This window comes from Rhodococcus sp. 4CII, assembly GCF_014256275.1.
In the GTDB taxonomy this organism is placed as follows: domain Bacteria; phylum Actinomycetota; class Actinomycetes; order Mycobacteriales; family Mycobacteriaceae; genus Rhodococcus_F; species Rhodococcus_F wratislaviensis_A.
Map to the genome: position 1 here is coordinate 194,318 of NZ_JACCFE010000004.1, position 17,923 is coordinate 212,240.

The window sequence follows — 17,923 nt, forward strand, 5'->3', positions numbered from 1 at the left end:
CGCTGTAGGCGGTCAGACCCGAACAGGCCAGGGTGGCAGCCCAACTCGGGTCGAGACCTTCGATGTCCACGAGGTACTTCTCGTCGGGCACGAGAATGTATTCGGCGTAGCCGCCGTGCCGGGCCACACCCAGGTTTCGTCCTGCCGCACAACGGTTGTCGTTACCGTCGCGGCAGTGCCGGCATTCGCCGCAGCCGACCCACGGGTAGATCAGCCGCACGTCACCCACGCGAACGGATTCGACGTCGTCGCCGACCTGTTCGACGACGCCGACCACCTCGTGGCCGAGCACCATCGGGTACTCGATGCCGCGGTCCTTCATGCTCATCAGCCCGCGGCTGCCCAGATCGTATCCACCCGCCCGCAGGTGGGTGTCGGTGTGGCAGACGCCGGCCCGCATGACCCTCAAAAGGACCTTCCGGCCGGCCGGGCTCGGGGTCGGAATGAACCGTCCTGGACGAGGTGGATGCTGCTGATCTAGCAAGGAGAATGCTGGTATGCCTGCACCGAAGAAGTACGACGCCGAGACCCAGGAGCGTGCCGTCCGGATGTATCGGGACCGGATCGAGGAGCGCGGAGGCTCGAAGGTCGCAGCCCGTCGCCATGTCGGCGAGCTGCTCGACATCGCGCCGGCGACGCTGCGGAACTGGATCGAGCGGGAGGAGAGCCGTCAGGCACCCGGCGCATCGTCTGTAACATCTGACGTGTCGGACGAGGTCGCCCGGCTTCGCCGAGAAGTATCCGAATTACGCAGAGCCAACGAGATTCTGAAGACCGCGAGCGCGTTTTTCGCGGCGGCGGAGGTCGACCGCCGACTGCGGTGATCGTCGACTTCATCGACGCCTACCGTTCCCGTTTCGGGGTCGACCCGATCTGTGCCGTGCTCACCGAGCACGGCATCAGTATCGCCCCGTCCACCTAATGGGTGGGTCGGCTTGTCCCGACACGGAAGAGGCAACCGGCAGGAGATCACTGCCCGTCCACGGATCCGGGTGCAGAATAGCTGGTGAGCTGCCGGCAGGTGATCACTGCATGTGATGACACGGAACGCACCGGAGATCTCGTATGTAGACGGTGACCCTGCCGGTCCGCCACGAGGTGTATGTGTGAACGGCTGGTGAGATGCCGCGCCACAGAGCGCTGTCCATTAGGTTGCCGCACCCGCCTTGAGCTCAACGGAAGGTCACCGGCACAAGGAGGATGTATGGGCATCACCTGCGGGATCGACTGGGCCGAGGCGCATCACGATGTGTCTTTGGTCGACACGAATGGCGATATCATTGCACGCACCCGAATCGACACCGGCGCAGCCGGATTCACTGATTTCCTGGCACTGATAGCGGAACACTGCGACAGCGTCGAGGACATCCCTATTGCCATCGAAACCGACAAGAATCTGCTTGTCGTCGCCCTCGCCGACGCCGGGTTCACCTTATACCCGATAAACCCACGCGCGGTGGCCCGCTACCGCGAACGCCACGGGCAAGCCGGCGGGAAGTCCGACCCGGGCGACGCCGCGGTCCTCGCGCACGTACTGCGAACCGACCGGCACATGCACAGGCCGCTACCGGCCATCAGCGAGCAGGGGCGCGCGGTGAAGACGCTCGCACGTCAACATCAGGAGGCGGTGTGGGCGCTGAATCAAACGGTCAGCCGACTCCGCTCATTGCTACTGGAATTCTATCCACAAGCGGTGCAGGCATTCCCGAATCTCAAGCATCGCGCGGCGACGACTGTGCTCGCGGCGGTCCCGACACCCGCGGCTGCGGCCAAGCTGACAAGCCGCCGCGTCGTTACCCTGCTGCAACGCTCGGGTCGCGGCAACCACCCTGCCCTGGCCGAGCAGATCCTCACCCTCCTGCGGGCACCGGCTTTGCGGCAACCCCCGCAAGTCGAGACCGCATACGGCCACACCGCCACCGGGCTGATCGCCGTCCTGGTGGCGATGCGAGAAGCCGTCGACGCCCTCGAGGCGCAGCTCGGGCAGCAGTTCGAAGCGCACCCGCAAGCCGCTATTCTGCGGTCGGCGCCCGGCCTGGGCCCCGTCCTGGCCGCTCGAGTCCTCGGCGAAATCGGCGACGACCCTGAACGATTCACCCACCCGAACAACCTTCGCTCGTACGCCGGCACAGCGCCGGTGACAATGTCATCAGGCCGATCGCACTACGTCAAGGCCCGCAAGGTCCGCAACAAACGACTGGCCCAGAACGCGACCAGTGCCCGGTCACGGTGCGAACCCAGCTGTGCGAACAGCTCATCGAACCGGGCGTCCGGGATGCAGCGCGGCGCCCGCGTCACGACCTTCGGCCGATACCGGCCGCTGCGTTGCCCGGGGAACGGATCCATCGGGTTGTGGTGCGCATGAGTCCGACCTGCGCGGCGCTGCCGAGACAATGGGAACGGATTGACCATCGGCCCAGTGCCCGCCTCCAGATGGAAGTCGTAGAAGCCACGCAACACGCTCTTTATCTATAGGTGTCAAGTCTTCTTGCAGGTAAACCGGTTGCGCTCTTTGCAGGCACATTAGGCACGCCACGCCCAGCCATAGAGCGATGTGCCTGTATGGCTGGGCGGTTGAGTCACGTGCTGGCGGGGGACGGGGCCGGCCGTGTGCGGATCATCCTTCGCAGGCTTGTGCGGGCTGCTTGGAGATCGTCCTCCGACTCGGTGAGCTTCTCCTGCAGGTCGGTGTTGCTGCGCTGGAGGGCGTCTACTCTCGCTGTGAGTTCGCTGTTCTGGCAGGTCAGTTCGTCGACGCGTGCGACGAGTTCGCTCGTGCCGACCTGATCGAGCTGGTGCCCCAGCTGCCGTCGGACGACGTCCTTGAGCTGGTCTCGCTCATGTCGTAGTTCGGCGATCTCGTGCCGCGCCAGGGCCAGGTCGGTCTTGAGGCCGGCTGCACCCACCGCGGATCCCGTGGGGGCCTTTTGCGGCTGCGTGGCCTGTCGTGTGCGGGCGGCCTCGATGTGCTCGCGGACGCCTTCGGCGTAGACCAGCCAGTTCGATACCCCGGCCTGCTTGGCGACCGTCGCAAAGGTGACCGCTTCGCCGCGGGCGACCATGTCCTGGAGGACTGCGAGGACTTTGGTCCGCTTGGCCTGGCTGTCTCGACGCCGGGCTTCCTTGAGGACTTCGGCCGGTACTCGCTTGTCCCTCACAGTGTTTCCCCGTTCGGCTGGACGACGGTCAGGGGAAACAGGGTGCGGCCGTTCGCGGCCCGGGTCTTGCGAAGGATCTTGCTCGCCTCCTCGATCTCGGCCCGCTCGTCTGCGGTCAACTCCTCCATCTTTCTCTTCATGTTGGCGGCGACGCGTTTGTAGGCGTCGATCTCGTCATTCATGTTCCCTGTCACCCAGGCCGCGGCGTCCAACGCTTCGGCGGTCTCCCGTTCGGCTTTCAGCGTGCGGATGTGGTCCTCGATGACGGGTAGATAGGACGGGTCGGGCCGGTAGAAGTCGCAGCCGGCGCAACGGAAGCGAAGCGGGCATGCCTTCCCGCCAGCCTTGACGTTGCTGGGTTCAGCGCAGCCGCCGAACGGTGCCGCCACGGAACTTCGCTCGTAGGCGGCCATCGATGGCATCGGCGCCGGGCGTCCGCCACGGTCCACGGCGTGCTTGCGCACCAGTTCCACCGCCGCCCGCTTCCGGTTCAGTGAGACTTTGTAGTATCCAAGTGTTGTTTTGGGGTCTTTGTGATCCATGAATTCTCTGAGTATGTCCAGCGGAATTCCGGCATCCGCACAGCGTTGCGCGAACGCGAAGCGAAATGCGTAAGGGAATATCAGTGGCCGCTCAAACGGCAACGCGCCGCCGTCTGGGCCAGGTGTCTCAGAGTCCAGATGAGGAAGAGTATCTACCCAAGATCGGAGCATCCTGGAGAGGAAGTCCGATCCCAAATGTGCGGTCTCTTTGCGCTCTGTTGCGGCGGGAAAGAGGTAGCCGTCTCCGTGCGCGAAACCGTCCAGGGATGCCCGTGTGGCTTGCCATTTCTGGATGATTCCCGCTGATTCGATATCGATGGGAAGTCGCCGCCGTAGCCGCTTACCCTTATTGTTGTCCCAAATTAGGTTGTAGTGGCCGTCGACCTTCTCCAGGCACCCCATCTTCAGGGAAACTATTTCGTTGGGACGGCGGCCCGTATCTCGCATCAATGCGTAAAGAGTACGACACATCTCCTTGACGTCTTCGGCAGTCATGGAGCCGTTGAAAGTACCATCACCCAGCGTTTCCTGCGAGCGGTCAAGTTGGGCGATCACTGTCTCGGGCACCGCCTTTCCGATCTCGTCTTCGTTGATTTCAGGCAATGCGATTCGATGCTCAGGGTGGCGACCAAACAGGGCCGGAAGAGTATCGAGCATCCCTGCGAGGCGCCCGAAATCCAGAACCTGCCAGAAGCTCGAAAGCGCGGTGTGCCGGCGCTTCTCGCTGTAGGGGTTTCCGTCTTTTCTGAGCAGTATGCGAAAGGCCGCAACGACGGCAGTCATGTCCGCGAATCCCAGCTCGGAGGGTTCCATCCCTCCGCCTGGCCGAAGCGTCAGGACCTTGGAGGCCACCATGCACGCTGAGATACGCGTGGCCAGCTTGGAGCCGGTGGGATTGCTGCTGCGGGCCCACTGCATCACGACCGCCTGCAGCCATGGTTGCTGAATCTCGGCAAAATCCGCCGTTCCTGCATTGCGGCGAGCCCGGATACCGGTTGCCGAACCTATCCCTAGCGCTGACAGGTCCCATACAATCCGCTCGGTGGGGTCGATGCCGTTGAAATGGTCGAAGGCCAGACGCAGATGCCGAAGCATTTCATGGAAATGGGCTATGACACTCGTAGTTCGGCCGAACATATTTGGAGAGACGCTCCCCGGAGGGGCGAGCACAAGACTGGGTAGATTGACAACCCGGGACACGATCGATCGTGTGGCCCTCGGGTCCAGTTTCCTGCTGGCTGCATCCCGCTGCTGCAGTGCGAACAGCACCTCAAGCCGCATTGTGGGTAGCAACGGGGCCAGGGATATCTGATTTCCCATCAAGTAAGGGGCCTGTCGACTAGCCCAGTTCTCAACTGCCCCTCGTGTCTCGGCGTTGCTCTTCATCCAGCGGCCGTAGTGAGTTGGACATAGACCCGCACTGACTGAGGACTCCGTGAAGCATCCGAGCACCGAGCACGGGGGCCGTAGTTCGTAGCCTTGCGCCGTGCCAGCCCAGATGGCCAGATTCCGGTCGGAGTCCTCTATCCTCTCCCGCTTGAACGTTGCGACCCAAAGGCTGTAATGAGATCTGCAGAGCCCACGCACCGATACCCGTCGTTGGCACCGGCCATTTTCAGGGCCGGCCACACATTGGTCAGGCGCCTTGTAGGCTTCGAGCCTTGTGGTGGGGATATAAGTAGCGTCGAACTCCTCCACACTCAGCCCCCTTCGCGCGAAGGCTTTCTCGCAACTCCTGCACCTCATGTTGGCGGCAGCATTCACTCGTGGGCATTCGGGTGTCCAACACCTGTAGGAGACGGTTCGCGGGTTGTCCAGGTCACCGGTGAACAGCCACAGAGCCGCATCCCACTCGTCTGTGCGCCAGTCGGGGTCGATGCGGCCGGCGAGGTAGGTTCGCCAGTCTTCCAGGCGAGCGTCATGTTGTGCCGCGGGTGGTGTGAGGTGCTCGATCAACTCGGGGGCGGTGGTCATGAGCGGTCCTTCCGCAGGGCGGTGAGCCGCTCAACGGCCTCGCGCTTGTCGGTGTCGGTGGCGTGGACGTAAGGAGCCATCGAGGACGAGGAGACGTGCCCCATGAGGTTCTGCGTCACGTCGTCGGGGGTGCCGTTGCGCTTCCACCGTGTGGCGGCGGTGTGCCGAAGCATGTGGGGGCGGGCGGCGAAGTCGGCTTTGGCGGCCAGGCGGTTGAAGAGGTCTTTCGCGTTCGGGTACTTCATCGGCTGCCCGAGCGGGTCCTTGAAGAGGTTGACGAACACCATCTCGCTCTGTGCGGCCTCTGGGACCTGTTCGCGCTCGTAGACGTAGTCGGAGTACAAGCTGGCCACGTCCGCGTCGGTCGGGATCCACCGTGGGCTGCGGGCTTTCGCCAACGCGCCGTTGGTGTTCATCCGCCGCCGCACATGCACGTGTGCGCCAGGGACTTGGCAGCCCAGCACCGAGGAGTCCGGCAGCAGATGCATGTCCTGGCGGTGCAGGCCCAGGGCCTCACCGATCCGCATGCCGGTGGCCCCGAGCAGATAAACCAGGAAGCGGTCCCGGGCCCGCACTGTCAACGCGACCAGCTGCCCGAACTGTTCGTCGCTCAGCCACTCGTAGCCCGGTACCGCGACCCGGTACCTGATCGTCTTGGTCTCGACTGTCCGGAACTGCTCGTCCTCGCCCGCGCTGTATCCGGGCGGAAGGAACGACAGGTACTTGGTCTCGGACAGAATCGCCGCCGTCGCGGGCTCGACCCATCCGAACGGGACACAGAACTTCAGGAACTCACCCACCGTCGTCAGAATGTGATTCGCGGTCGACTTCTCCCGGTAGCGCGGCCTGGTACTGGCCCGCCGGCCCCGTGGCGGTAGTGGCTCCTTCACGAGCCAGTGCAAGAACCGCGTCAGAGCGATGAAGCCCGGTGCAGCCCAGTCCAGGCCGTGCGCAGCGCAATACGACAGATACAGGGCGAGCCGGCCCGCATACACGCGCTCGGTGTTCGGCGAACAGTCCCTGGCCCGCAACGACTCCAGATACGTCGACGCCTGGCGGTGGATCTCGTACGAGTCCGAGACGACAACCCACGCGACGGTCTCATCGGTCGGAGACACGGCACGTTCAGCTCTGAATCTTTGCGTAAAGACAGACGTAACAGATGTGACAGACACCTAGCAGATACCTCTCAGTGACGTAGAGAAGAGCACGCGCTTCGCACGTGCCTCACGCCTTACAACACCTATAGATAACGCTCTCACAGTGCGCAACCGTCGCCGCCTCGTACCGGTCACCGCGAACAGCCTTGCCGGTCACCGCATTCGACCCCGATGCGGTCCGCTGCCCACCCGACTGCGGGGCATCACCGTCGGGATAACGCCAATGCCGACGGTGCGGCTTGACCGCGACCTGCAACCAGCGGCAAAAATCACGTGCCTCGATCCGAGTCGCCTGATCCCAGCCCACCCCGAGCGCCCACAAGAAGCGGAACCAGCGCAACAGATCCATCCCATACGAACGCTGCGTCGTCGCCGGACGCCCGCATGCCCCCAACTCGGCGAAGAACACCGCGACCGGCACGACCACCGCGCCATCGCCGTCAACGAGCTGATACGGCTCGAACAGATCTCCTGTCGCCTCGAGCGACCCCAGCAGCGGCACCACCAACCCGGAGAACTCCCGCGGCACATCCCCGTCGTCGGTCATGAGAAGCGAACCTAGCGAGCCCAGTCGAACCCCGCACGCACCTTCCAAAAGACCGGCCCGATAGTTCGGTCAACAAGTCGGTTTTGCCGTCCCCGCGATACGTCGCCGCCGCGTGGTGCACGATCCGCCCAGGAATGTAGAGCACCTGCTGGCCGTGCGCTTCGAGTACAGCGATCAACAGCGCCGGCCCACCGGTATTGAGGTCGGTGGCCCACACCACGGGGTCGCCGTCCGCCATGGTGAGCACTGCCGCGATCAGGTCGAGTAGGGCGCTCTCGTCGTTGTCGACCCTCTTGGACAAGACCACGGCACCTGCTGCGTCAATCGCGACGCAGTGGTGGGCGCGTTTACCGGCATCGACCCCAACCCATAGCTCGCTCACGAAATCCCTCCCGTCGTCGTCTTGCGTGGTGCCTCCTTGCCTGACAGCCACGCCGGCACGTCCTTACCCAACGATCGGTGCGCGAGTCTCAATGAGCGGTCGAGCTGACAGCAGGACAGCGGGCGGCCATTCCCAGTGAGCCGTCGACGCGGCAGGGAGATCTCAGCCATACCCGCTGTCCCAAGGAGAGCGATCAAGACCCTATATCCGGACCCTGATATCGCCCACCGCTACAACGTAAGGAGGGTGATTTGATCATCGGGACGGGCCGGTCCGCGATCGGCACGCTCGTCGAGCGCAGCAGCCGATCCACACTCCTCGTGCATCTTCCTCGGCTGGAGGGCTGGGGCGAGAAACCACCCGTGAAGAACGGTACATCGCTCGGCGGTTACGGCGCCGTCGCGATGAACGCCGCTCTGACGGCCTCGATGACGGGACTCCCCGGACAGCTCCGCAAGACTCTCACCTGGGACCGCGGGAAGGAGCTCTCCGGTCATGCCCAGTTCGCGTTCGATACCGGTACGAGGGTGTTCTTCGCCGATCCGCACTCGCCGTGGCAGCGACCGACGAACGAGAACACGAATGGTCTGTTGCGGCAGTACTTCCCGAAGGGAACCGACCTCTCTCGGTGGAACGTCGAGGACCTCGAGGCGGTCGCCTTGGCTGTGAACAACAGGCCGCGGAAGGTCCTCGGATGGAAAACCCCCGCCGAGGTCTTTGACGAACAGCTACGCTCACTCCAGTAGCCCGGTGTTGCATCGACCGGTTGAACTCGCCCAATACACCTCACGGATCTTCGTCGACGCGCTGACCGAATCGGGCATCGCGGGCTCGATCGGCAGCGTCGGGGACGCCCTCGACAACGGATTGATGGAATCGACGATCGGTCTCTACAAAACCGAGCTGATCGACCGTGCCGCGTCGTGGAGCGGTCGGGCCGAGGTGGAGCGGGAAACCGCCGAGTGGGTGCGGTGGTTCAATGCGGACCGGCTGCATTCCTCGATCGACTACCTGTCGCCGATCGAGTACGAGACCCGCTATCGTGAACAGCGTCCCACCGCCGCCTCAACCCCTGAGGTGGCCTGAACCGGAGTCTCCACTCGATCCAGGGCAGTTCAGAATATCCAGGTCGTGGATCGTGGTGTCGTCGGGGAGGACGGCAAATGCATGCATCGGGGGCACCTCATTCAGTGTGGCTGTCAGGGATCTCCTCATCATGTGCCCAAGTTCCGGGCGCGGAGTGTTTCACATCGGAACACGATTGGGGTGGGACCAAGTCCTACCGTTGACCCAAGCGCCGTGGCGGCCATCACATCGGGACGGCCGCGGCAGATGGGTAACAAAGCGGACGAGGCATCTCACCTGGTCCGACACCGAGACGAAGGCAACCATGACCACCAACATCTCCGAACAGCCCAACGCCACGTCCACCGATGCCGAAGGCCGGGACGTGCTGCGCGACCTCTACGCCGATTGGTCCCAGATCATGGCGGCGACGCCGGACCTGACCATGCGCCTGTTCCGTTCCCTGTTCGACGAGTGGCACCAGCCGACGGTCGAGCCGGAGGGCGTGACGTATCGCGAGGACACCGTCGGCGGAGTTCCCGGCATCTGGTGCCTGCCGGAGGGAGCGGACACGTCCGAGGTGCTCCTCTACACGCACGGCGGCGGGTTCGCCGTCGGCTCGGCGGCCAGCCACCGCAAGCTCGCCGCCCACGTCGCCAAGGCGCTCGGCTCCGTCAGCTTCGTGCTGGACTACCGCCGGGCCCCCGAGTTCCAGCACCCGGCTCAGGTCGAGGACGGGGTGGCCGCGTTCGATGCGCTCGTAGCCTCCGGCATCGCCCCGCAGGGCATCACCACCATCGGTGATTCCGCCGGCGGCAACCTCGCCATCGCCATCGCGCTGGCCCTGAAGGAACAGGACAAGCAAGGCCCCGGCGGGGTCATCGCCTTCTCCCCGTGGCTCGACATGGAGAACAAGGGCGAGACGCTTGCCACCAACAACGAGACCGACGCCCTGATCACCCCGGAACTGCTCGAAGGCATGATCGCCGGCGTCCTCGGGGACACGATCGACCCGACGACCCCGCTGGCCAACCCGCTGCACGCCGACTTCACCGGCTTCCCGCGGCTGTACGTCACAGCCGGCAGCGTCGAATCGCTCTTCGACAACGCCACCCGTGTGGAGGAGCGCGCCAGGGCGGCAGGTGTGGATGTCACCCTGTCCATCGGGGAGGGCCAGCAGCACGTCTACCCGTTCCTGGCCGGACGTTCCGCCCTCGTGGCCGAGGAGTTCGAGAAGCTCGCCGCCTGGTACCGCACGTAACTACCCGGCCCCCTTCATCTTTCACCACTTCTTTCCCTGCATCAGAACGACACAGGAGTTCGCCATGTCTGCCCAGACCTCTTTGCGCACCGTCGACGCCGTTGTCATCGGCGCCGGTTTCGGTGGGATCTACGCCGTCCACAAGCTGCACAACGAACTCGGCCTCACCACGGTCGGTTTCGACAAGGCGGACGGTCCCGGCGGGACCTGGTACTGGAACCGCTACCCGGGCGCCCTCTCCGATACGGAAAGCCACGTCTACCGTTTCTCTTTCGACGAGGATTTGCTGCAGGACGGCACCTGGAAGCACACGTATATCACCCAGCCCGAGATCCTCGAGTACCTCGAGGGTGTCGTCGACCGTTTCGACCTGCGCCGCCACTTCCGCTTCGGCACCGAGGTCAAGTCTGCGATCTACCTGGACGACGAGGGCCTGTGGGAGGTCACCACCGATACCGGCGCCGTGTACCGGGCCACCTATGTCGTCAACGCCGTCGGACTGCTCTCCGCCATCAACTTCCCGAACCTGCCCGGTCTGGACACGTTCGAGGGCGAGACCATCCATACCGCCGCCTGGCCCGAGGGCAAGAGCCTTGCCGGCCGCCGGGTCGGGGTGATCGGTACCGGTTCCACCGGCCAGCAGGTCATCACGGCCCTGGCGCCGGAGGTCGAGCACCTCACCGTGTTCGTCCGGACCCCGCAGTACTCCGTTCCCGTTGGTAAGCGTCCCGTGACCGCGGAGCAGATCGATGCGGTCAAGGCGGAGTACGAGGGGATCTGGACGCAGGTCAAGGGTTCGTCGGTGGCCTTCGGCTTCGAGGAGTCTGCCGTGCCGGCGATGAGCGTCTCCGAGGAGGAGCGCAACCGCGTCTACGAGGAGGCCTGGCAGCATGGAGGCGGTTTCCGGTTCATGTTCGCCACCTTCGGTGACATTGCCACGGACGAGGAGGCCAACGAGACCGCGGCCTCGTTCATCCGGTCCAAGATCGCCGAGACGATCGAGGACCCGGAGACGGCCCGCAAACTGATGCCGACCGGCCTGTTCGCCCGGCGCCCGCTCTGTGACGACGGCTATTTCCAGGTCTTCAACCGGCCGAACGTCGAGGCCGTCGCTATCAAGGAGAATTCGATCCGCGAGGTCACCGCCAAGGGTGTGGTGACCGAGGACGGGGTCCTGCACGAGCTGGACGTGCTCGTCTTCGCGACCGGGTTCGATGCGGTGGATGGCAATTACCGGCGGATGGAGATCCGCGGCCGGGGCGGCCTGAACATCAACGACCACTGGGACGGGCAGCCCACCAGCTATCTGGGCATCTCCACCGCGAAGTTCCCCAACTGGTTCATGATTTTGGGTCCCAACGGCCCGTTCACGAACCTGCCGCCGAGCATCGAGACGCAGGTCGAGTGGATCAGCGACACCATCGACTACGCCAAACGTACCGGGCTGCGTGCGATCGAGCCCACGCCGGAGGCCGAGGCCGAATGGACCGAGACCTGCACCGAGATCGCCAACATGACGGTATTCACGAAGGTCGACTCGTGGATCTTCGGCGCGAACATCCCGGGCAAGAAGCCCAGTGTCCTGTTCTATCTGGGTGGCCTGGGCAACTACCGCAGCGTCCTTGCCGACGTCACCGCCGACGGTTACCGCGGCTTCGCGCTGAAATCCGCCGACACCATCTCGGCCTGACGCCACAGTCCTCGTCGAGCACCGCCGGGTGCCACCGGACCGATGGCACCCGGCCCCGTCTCAACCACACAGGAGAACACCCATGGGTGTGTACACCACCATCGACCCGGTCACCGGGGATCAGATCGCCCAGTACCCGGAGATCTCGGATACGGAACTGGACGATCTCATCGGACGCAGCACGGCGGCATACCGCGCCTGGCGCACCACGCCGTTGGAGCAGCGCCGCGCTGTTCTCACGCGGGCCGCCGAGATCCACCGGGAGCAGGCCGAAGAGCTGGCGAAGGTCCTCACCCTGGAAATGGGCAAGCCGATCGCGCAGGCCAAGGGGGAGGTGGCGCTGGTCGCGTCGATCTACCAGTTCTACGCCGACCACGTGGAGGAGTACACGGCGGACGAGCCCCTCGACATCACAGGGCCGGGCACGGCCGTCGTGCGCACCGAGCCGATCGGCCCGCTGGTCGGGGTCATGCCGTGGAACTACCCCTACTACCAGGTGGCCCGTTTCGCCGCCCCGAATATCGCGTTGGGCAACACGATCATCCTCAAGCATGCGCGGAATTGCCCGCAGTCCGCCCTCGCCATCGAACGGGTGCTGGCCGAGGCCGGGTTGCCCGTGGGTGTGTACCTCAACGCCTTCATCTCCTCCGCTCAGGTCGCGAATACCGTTGCGGATTCCCGTGTCCAGGGTGTGTCGCTGACCGGATCCGAGAAGGCCGGGTCCGCCGTCGGCGAGGTCGCAGGCCGGCACATGAAGAAATGCGTGCTCGAACTCGGCGGCTCGGACCCGTTCATCGTCCTCGACGACGCCGATGTCGAGGCGGCGGCGGCCGCCGCCGTCGTCGGGCGGCTCGGTAACGGAGGGCAGGCCTGCACCGCGTCGAAGCGGTTCCTCGTCGAGGAACGTGTGTACGAGGAGTTCGTGCAGAAATTCGTCGACGGGATGGCCGGCTGGCAGCCCGGCGACCCGACCAGCCCCGAGACGAAGCTCGGACCGATGGCGTCGAACGCGGGGGTCGAGGAACTCGACGAGCTTGTCCAGGACGCGATCTCCCGTGGAGCCGAGGCCCTCTTGGGTGGTAACCGGCCGGAGGGGGCCGGGGCGTATTACCCGCCCACCGTCCTGGCGGGTGTCACGCGTGAGATGCGTGCGTTCCGTGAGGAGTTGTTCGGTCCGGTGGCGGTCGTGTACCGCGTCGGGTCGATGGACGAGGCGATCGACCTGGCCAACGACTCCCCGTTCGGCCTCTCGTCCAGCGTGTTCACCTCGGACCCGGAAAAAGCCGACCGCGTGGCCGAGGAGCTCGAGACCGGCATGGTGTGGATCAACGGCACCAGCAAGAGTTCGCCGGACCTGCCGTTCGGCGGCGTCAAGGGGTCGGGGTTCGGCCGCGAGCTCGCCAAGTTCGGCTTCAACGAGTTTGCCAACAAGAAGCTGGTTCGAAATCCGAAGGGAACGAAATGACCAAGAAACGTGTTGAAGGCAAAATCGCCGTCGTGACCGGTGGTGCCACAGGCATGGGACGCACGCACGCCCAGCTGTTGGCGAAAGAAGGTGCCGCCGTCGTCGTCACCGACATCGACGTCGAGGGTGGCAGGGAGACCGTCAAGCTGATCGAGAAGGACGGCGGAACTGCGTCTTTCGTGCAGCACGACGTCTCGAGTTCGGCCGACTGGAAGGTAGTCGTCGACCATGCCGTCCAGGCCCACGGCCGCGTCGACATCCTGGTGAACAATGCGGGCATCCTCGCCTTCAAGTCACTGCAGGACACCGAGGAAGACGTGTGGGACCGCATCTTCGCGGTCAACGCCAAGGGCACGTACCTGGGCTGCAAGACGATCATCCCTGCGATGAAAGAGTCTAAGGCGCCGTCGATCGTCAACATCTCATCGATGTACGGGATCATCGGCGCGCCCAATGCGGCCGCCTACGAGGCATCGAAGGGTGCCGTGCGGACTCTGACGAAGGCCGCTGCAGTGGACCTGCAAGAGTTCGGGATTCGCGTGAACTCTGTGCACCCGGGGGTCATTGCCACTGCGATGACAAACGACATCCTGGCCGATCCCGAAGGGGAAAAGGCCCTCTTGGGCACCACCATCCTGGGCCGCGCGGCCCAGCCGGAGGAGGTGTCCACCGTGGTGCTGTTCCTGGCCTCGGAGGAATCGTCGTTCATGACCGGGTCCGAAGTCGTCGTCGACGGCGGCTACATCGCTCAATAGGAGCGGCTTTGCTTGATCAGTGCACCGCACCTCGGGTGGCATCAGCCGAGGAGCGGTGCACTGCGGCCGTTCTGGACTGCTCCAGATCAGGATGCGAAAGAGGGGCGCAGTGTGGTGACCAGCCGTTGCCCAAAACCGTCGTCCATGGGCGCGCCACTCAGGAAGAACCGGTAATAGATGGGGCCGAGCAACAGAGCGGTGACCATTTCGGAGTCGAGGTCAGCCCTCAACTCTCCTCTGGAGATGCCGCGTTCCACCAGCGCGCTCACGTCCGCCAACCGGTGGCTCACCACCTGGTCCCGGTAGACACGTGCGAGCTCAGGATCCGCAGCGACCTCCGACACCAGACCCTTCATGACCAGGCCCATCAGAGAGGTGCACATGAGCTCGACGGTCCGGTCGACCAGGATCACCAGTTCGGACCACGTGTCCGCACGATACGGCTGGGTGCTCACCTCATCGACCATGTCCAGCAGGACAGCCAGTGCCAGATCGTTCTTGGACCGGTACCGCCGGTAGATCGTGGTCTTCGCTACTCCCGACCGGGCCGCCACGCCTTCGACCGTCAGGTTGCCGAATCCGTTCTCCGCGAGCAATTCCCGTGTGGCGTCGAGGACCGTCCGCTCCGTCCGGGCGCGCCGTTTGTCGTGCCCGGATCCTGCGCTCCGGGGTGTTCCGCCGCCGCCCGCCTTGGAGAATTTCACTTCGGTCGCCCTTTCCATTGTCCGCAGGCAGATGCTAACATCGCTACGCAACGTAGCGTTTTATCGCTACGGCTCGTCGCCTATCGGCACATCGAAGAGGAATCCCCCATGACCACAGATCGCTACCAGCGCGGCCTCGACCGCATGATGGAGCTCGTCTCACCCGAGCACACGAACACCTTCGACCACGTCAAGCTCGTGGAGTCCTACAAGAGCCTGGACGCGGACCTGTCCGACTACATCGTCTCCTTCGCCTTCGGAGATATCTATTCCCGAACCAGCCTGACCCAGCAGGAGCAGACGATGGTGACCATCTCCACGCTGGTCGCCCTGGGCACCGAACCCCAGTTGAAGTTGCACATCAACACCGGCTTCAACGTGGGCCTGACCAAAGAGAAGATCGTCGGGGCCCTGATCCAGTGCATCCCCTACATCGGGTTCCCGCGCGTGCTCAACGGCCTGACCCTCGTCAAGCAGGTCATGGCAGAGCGGGGTCTCGACGCGGAATCCCCGACGGACTGAGCCGATTTCGCCCACACCGGCGTCCTCATGACGCCCGCCGAACCCGCCGACAGCTCGATGACTTGCTATGCCGGTCCGGCACCTTCTCGCACAACCTTCTCTCTCACACTCGAGGAACGCTCATGCACTTGGTAATCGGACTCGGACCCATCGGCGGAAACATCGGCGCACATCTCGCCGAGCTGGGGCAGGAAGCCTATGGCTACGACTTCAACGCGGAGCGCATCCGCGAGTGGTCGGAGGAGACCGCGTCGCCGGCCGGCAGCGACCTGGCGGCACTCGACTGGCCGTCCGTGGACGGCGTTCACGTCGCGGTGCGGCTGGCGGACCAGGTCTCGTCCGTGTTCACGGCGCTCCAGGACCACACCGCGCGGCCGCTGACCGTCTTCGTCCACACCACGCTCGCGCCCGCGGACGCCCGGAAGATCATGTCCTCGGCCCCGGGCAACTGGCGCGTCTTCGAGGCCCCCGTCTCGGGTGGCCCCCAGGGTGCCCGTCAAGGCTCGATGACCATCTTCCTCGCCGGACCCGCCACCACCCCCGCGGAGGACCGGCTGCTGGCCGACATCTCTGGCCGCGTCTTCTCGATGGAGTCCTACGGGCAGCCGGCCCTGGTGAAACTCCTCAACAACGCGCTGGCCACCTACAACCTGGCCGCCACCGCGCGGATGCTCAACCTCGCGGCCGAGCACGGGGTACCGGCCAAGGGCCTTTTCGAGGTGATCGGCGTGTCGACCGGCCAGAGCTGGATGAGCGATAACCTCGTCGACGTCCAGTACGACTTGCTGCTCAAGGACGTCGGACTGCTCCGCGGCGAACTCGGTTCACTGCCCGCCGCAAATCTTGACGACGACGTCGAACAGGCGATCCTTCAGGCGAGAGCGCTGCTCGGCGCCGATCCCCAGGCATGAGCCTCGTGCGGGACGGTGAAACTGTTCCCGCGTCACCACTGCTCGGTCCGGCGTCGATGTCATTCCTCTAAACCCGAATGCACCGATCAGCTGATGGGGTCGCCGTGAGTGTCGCTGTGCGGCAGCGGGTGGGGTGCGGGCATGGGTGATCGTCCGATCTCTCGTATCGGGTTGTTCCACTGGAGCTTTCGCGTCGATGCTGGACAGGTATCGCGGGTGTTAGACGATGATCGGATCGGAGCGCCCGAATGCGTTGTCGAACAGGGCTATCCATCCTGTTTCCCAGGGCCAATGTGTGGGTAGGTGCAGCGTCAACTTCCGGGCGGAGGAGGCGATGCGTGCGGGCACCGCGACCACGGTCCGCCGGATGGTCCCGGTGGTCGCTTTGACCAGCTTCGGGTCGTCGGTGAGGGTGCCGGCGGCGCGGGTGAGATTGAAGGCCATCACCGCGCAGACCGGCCAGGCGGCGTTCGCGGTGAACCGGCCCGAGGGCAGATGCGCGAGCGCGGAGTTCTTCAGATCCGCGTTCACCTGCTCGACGATCGCGTGCTCACGGTGCAGCTTGTCCGCGCGGCGACGGTACCGACCTCGTCGGAGTCGGTGGTGGTGAAGAACGCGTGGAACCGCCAGATATCGAACAGCTCACCTTGGCCCGGGTCCCTCTTCGGTCGCAGGTCGGGGATGCGCCGCACCACCAGACGCCCCGGAATCCGGTGTGCGTTCTTCTGGGAGGCGAACGCGGTGAACGGTATCTCGGCGACCTCCGCACGCGAGATCCATTGTTCGGTGTCCTCGTCGTAGACGGCGTCGGTGTATTCGATCGGCGTCCAGGCGTTGTCGTCGTCGATCGATTCGATCGCTCCCTTGATGGTGGAGGTCAGGCGTACGGTCGCCGAGACGTCGGCTCCGGCTGCGATCGCGGCGCCGAGGGTGGGGTATCCGTAGAACGCGGAGTCGACCCGAACCAGTGCCTTCGGTACGTCCGTGGCGTCCGTGGCTGCGTCAGTGGCTGGATCGGTGGCCGCCGTGCGGAGGCGGTCGACGGTGGCCAGGGCGTCGGCAACCATCCGGGCGGCCCCGCGCGGCGAGCCGCAGGCACCCCGGCGCAGGCGCTGCCCCACGATCACCGGCGCGCAGGTGTCGGTGGTGACTGTAGCGAGCAGTGCGTTCAGACCGCGGACCCCGGAGTACCCGTATCCGGAACCCTGCTTGCCGTGACCATGAACTTCGATGATCGTGTCGTCGATATCGACCAGCACCCGGCCGGTGCCGATCCCCGAAACCAGCGGTGATCGCTGGGCGAGAGCGCACAGGAACCTCGAGGCGACGGCATCGAGTGCCGCACGTGCCCGAAGGTGAACTGACGGAGGAACGATCCCAGCGTCGACGGTGCGTACGGCCGGTCGAAGACGGTCCCCATCGCCCCGTGCCGCAACAGTGCCAGGTCGGCGATGCTGTCGGCGCCGGCGACCATCCCACCGACCAGGGACCCGACCTTGCGGCCCGGGTTGGCACCCTTGTCCGTCGGCACGCTCAGGTGCTCGTCGGCGAGGGTGAGCAGGCCGCTGGCCTGGGCCAATGCCATCACCGGCACCAGGCCGGCGGTCGCCACGAGATTGGGGTCGTCGAACCTGGCCGCGGCGACGGGTCGGGTGTGAGATAGTTGCATCCGCGAGATGTCCTTCTGTGTGGCTGAATCCGACCCTAGAGAAGTCCTATTCTTCCACTACGACAGGGCATTTCGCCTTTATGACACTCTCAGCCGCTCATACCAATCGGTGCTTCCA

Annotated in this window: 12 protein-coding genes, 6 pseudogenes and 1 other annotated feature; of the genes and pseudogenes, 10 read left to right on the forward strand and 8 right to left on the reverse strand. The window is 64.7% G+C overall.

What is annotated here, in order from left to right:
• Positions 1 to 127: 127 nt before the first annotated feature.
• Positions 128 to 400 (reverse strand): annotated as a pseudogene (locus H0B43_RS43395) (alcohol dehydrogenase catalytic domain-containing protein); the annotation flags it as partial.
• 97 nt (positions 401 to 497) lie between these two features.
• Here H0B43_RS43395 and H0B43_RS39205 point away from each other — a divergent pair.
• Both H0B43_RS39205 and H0B43_RS39210 read left to right on the forward strand, forming a co-directional pair.
• Positions 498 to 919 (forward strand): annotated as a pseudogene (locus H0B43_RS39205) (transposase); the annotation flags it as partial.
• Positions 782 to 913, forward strand: a sequence feature (AL1L pseudoknot). (Overlaps the previous pseudogene by 132 nt.)
• A 183-nt stretch (positions 920 to 1,102) precedes the next feature.
• Positions 1,103 to 2,365 carry an IS110 family transposase gene (locus tag H0B43_RS39210; protein ID WP_252190984.1) on the forward strand — a complete coding sequence of 421 codons (1,263 nt, stop codon included), beginning with the start codon at positions 1,103 to 1,105 and terminating at the stop codon, positions 2,363 to 2,365.
• 214 nt (positions 2,366 to 2,579) lie between these two features.
• Here the strand turns inward: H0B43_RS39210 and H0B43_RS39215 are convergent, their stop codons facing one another.
• The 5 genes and pseudogenes from H0B43_RS39215 to H0B43_RS42340 form a co-directional block, all read right to left on the reverse strand.
• Complete coding sequence (locus tag H0B43_RS39215; RefSeq protein ID WP_185723518.1) at positions 2,580 to 3,158, reverse strand: DUF6262 family protein; 579 nt, start codon at positions 3,156 to 3,158, stop codon at positions 2,580 to 2,582.
• Complete coding sequence (locus H0B43_RS39220; protein ID WP_185723519.1) at positions 3,155 to 4,969, reverse strand: site-specific integrase; 1,815 nt, start codon at positions 4,967 to 4,969, stop codon at positions 3,155 to 3,157. Before H0B43_RS39220 ends, H0B43_RS39215 begins: the two co-directional genes overlap by 4 nt.
• Positions 4,970 to 5,670: 701 nt before the next feature.
• Entirely contained in the window at positions 5,671 to 6,792 is a 1,122-nt protein-coding gene (locus H0B43_RS42710; RefSeq protein ID WP_005562959.1) for a tyrosine-type recombinase/integrase, read from the reverse strand.
• Between the two features lie 109 nt (positions 6,793 to 6,901).
• Positions 6,902 to 7,381 carry a hypothetical protein gene (locus H0B43_RS39230; RefSeq protein ID WP_005562957.1) on the reverse strand — a complete coding sequence of 160 codons (480 nt, stop codon included), beginning with the start codon at positions 7,379 to 7,381 and terminating at the stop codon, positions 6,902 to 6,904.
• A 76-nt stretch (positions 7,382 to 7,457) separates the two neighbouring features.
• Positions 7,458 to 7,763 (reverse strand): annotated as a pseudogene (locus H0B43_RS42340) (transposase); the annotation flags it as partial.
• A 242-nt stretch (positions 7,764 to 8,005) separates the two neighbouring features.
• Between H0B43_RS42340 and H0B43_RS39240 the strand changes: the two are divergent.
• The 6 genes and pseudogenes from H0B43_RS39240 to H0B43_RS39265 all read left to right on the forward strand — a co-directional run.
• A pseudogene (locus H0B43_RS39240) lies at positions 8,006 to 8,509 on the forward strand (IS30 family transposase); the annotation flags it as partial.
• Between the two features lie 28 nt (positions 8,510 to 8,537).
• Positions 8,538 to 8,849, forward strand: a pseudogene (locus H0B43_RS39245) (integrase core domain-containing protein); the annotation flags it as partial.
• Positions 8,850 to 9,153: 304 nt separating this feature from the next.
• Positions 9,154 to 10,089, forward strand: a complete 936-nt coding sequence (locus H0B43_RS39250) for an alpha/beta hydrolase (protein WP_005562953.1) — start codon at positions 9,154 to 9,156, stop codon at positions 10,087 to 10,089.
• Between the two features lie 64 nt (positions 10,090 to 10,153).
• Entirely contained in the window at positions 10,154 to 11,779 is a 1,626-nt protein-coding gene (locus H0B43_RS39255) for an NAD(P)/FAD-dependent oxidoreductase (RefSeq protein WP_005562951.1), read from the forward strand.
• Between the two features lie 82 nt (positions 11,780 to 11,861).
• Positions 11,862 to 13,244: an NAD-dependent succinate-semialdehyde dehydrogenase gene (locus H0B43_RS39260; RefSeq protein WP_005562949.1), complete on the forward strand. Its 1,383-nt coding sequence runs from the start codon at positions 11,862 to 11,864 to the stop codon at positions 13,242 to 13,244.
• A complete protein-coding gene (locus H0B43_RS39265) occupies positions 13,241 to 13,999 on the forward strand; it encodes a glucose 1-dehydrogenase (RefSeq protein ID WP_005562947.1) in 759 nt (252 codons plus the stop codon). Before H0B43_RS39260 ends, H0B43_RS39265 begins: the two co-directional genes overlap by 4 nt.
• A gap of 86 nt (positions 14,000 to 14,085) precedes the next feature.
• On the opposite strand, the gene H0B43_RS39270 is transcribed toward H0B43_RS39265, so the two are convergent.
• On the reverse strand, positions 14,086 to 14,703 hold the full coding sequence (locus H0B43_RS39270) for a TetR/AcrR family transcriptional regulator (protein ID WP_005562946.1): 618 nt from the start codon (positions 14,701 to 14,703) through the stop codon (positions 14,086 to 14,088).
• A gap of 108 nt (positions 14,704 to 14,811) precedes the next feature.
• On the opposite strand from H0B43_RS39270, the gene H0B43_RS39275 reads away from it, so the two are divergent.
• The gene (locus tag H0B43_RS39275) at positions 14,812 to 15,225 is read left to right on the forward strand and encodes a carboxymuconolactone decarboxylase family protein (protein ID WP_005562944.1); all 414 of its coding nucleotides are present in this window, start codon (positions 14,812 to 14,814) and stop codon (positions 15,223 to 15,225) included.
• A gap of 122 nt (positions 15,226 to 15,347) precedes the next feature.
• Positions 15,348 to 16,136: an NAD(P)-binding domain-containing protein gene (locus H0B43_RS39280; RefSeq protein WP_185723520.1), complete on the forward strand. Its 789-nt coding sequence runs from the start codon at positions 15,348 to 15,350 to the stop codon at positions 16,134 to 16,136.
• Positions 16,137 to 16,355: 219 nt separating this feature from the next.
• Here the strand turns inward: H0B43_RS39280 and H0B43_RS39285 are convergent.
• Positions 16,356 to 17,805: pseudogene (locus tag H0B43_RS39285) on the reverse strand (IS1380 family transposase).
• Positions 17,806 to 17,923 lie beyond the last annotated feature (118 nt).

Bases quoted from the DNA above. Each gene is read 5' to 3' on its own strand.
- H0B43_RS39210 (WP_252190984.1), top strand. From the start codon at position 1,103: ATGTGTGAACGGCTGGTGAGATGCCGCGCCACAGAGCGCTGTCCATTA.
- H0B43_RS39230 (WP_005562957.1), bottom strand. From the start codon at position 7,381: ATGACCGACGACGGGGATGTGCCGCGGGAGTTCTCCGGGTTGGTGGTG.
- H0B43_RS39250 (WP_005562953.1), top strand. From the start codon at position 9,154: ATGACCACCAACATCTCCGAACAGCCCAACGCCACGTCCACCGATGCC.
- H0B43_RS39255 (WP_005562951.1), top strand. From the start codon at position 10,154: ATGTCTGCCCAGACCTCTTTGCGCACCGTCGACGCCGTTGTCATCGGC.
- H0B43_RS39260 (WP_005562949.1), top strand. From the start codon at position 11,862: ATGGGTGTGTACACCACCATCGACCCGGTCACCGGGGATCAGATCGCC.
- H0B43_RS39265 (WP_005562947.1), top strand. From the start codon at position 13,241: ATGACCAAGAAACGTGTTGAAGGCAAAATCGCCGTCGTGACCGGTGGT.
- H0B43_RS39275 (WP_005562944.1), top strand. From the start codon at position 14,812: ATGACCACAGATCGCTACCAGCGCGGCCTCGACCGCATGATGGAGCTC.
- H0B43_RS39280 (WP_185723520.1), top strand. From the start codon at position 15,348: ATGCACTTGGTAATCGGACTCGGACCCATCGGCGGAAACATCGGCGCA.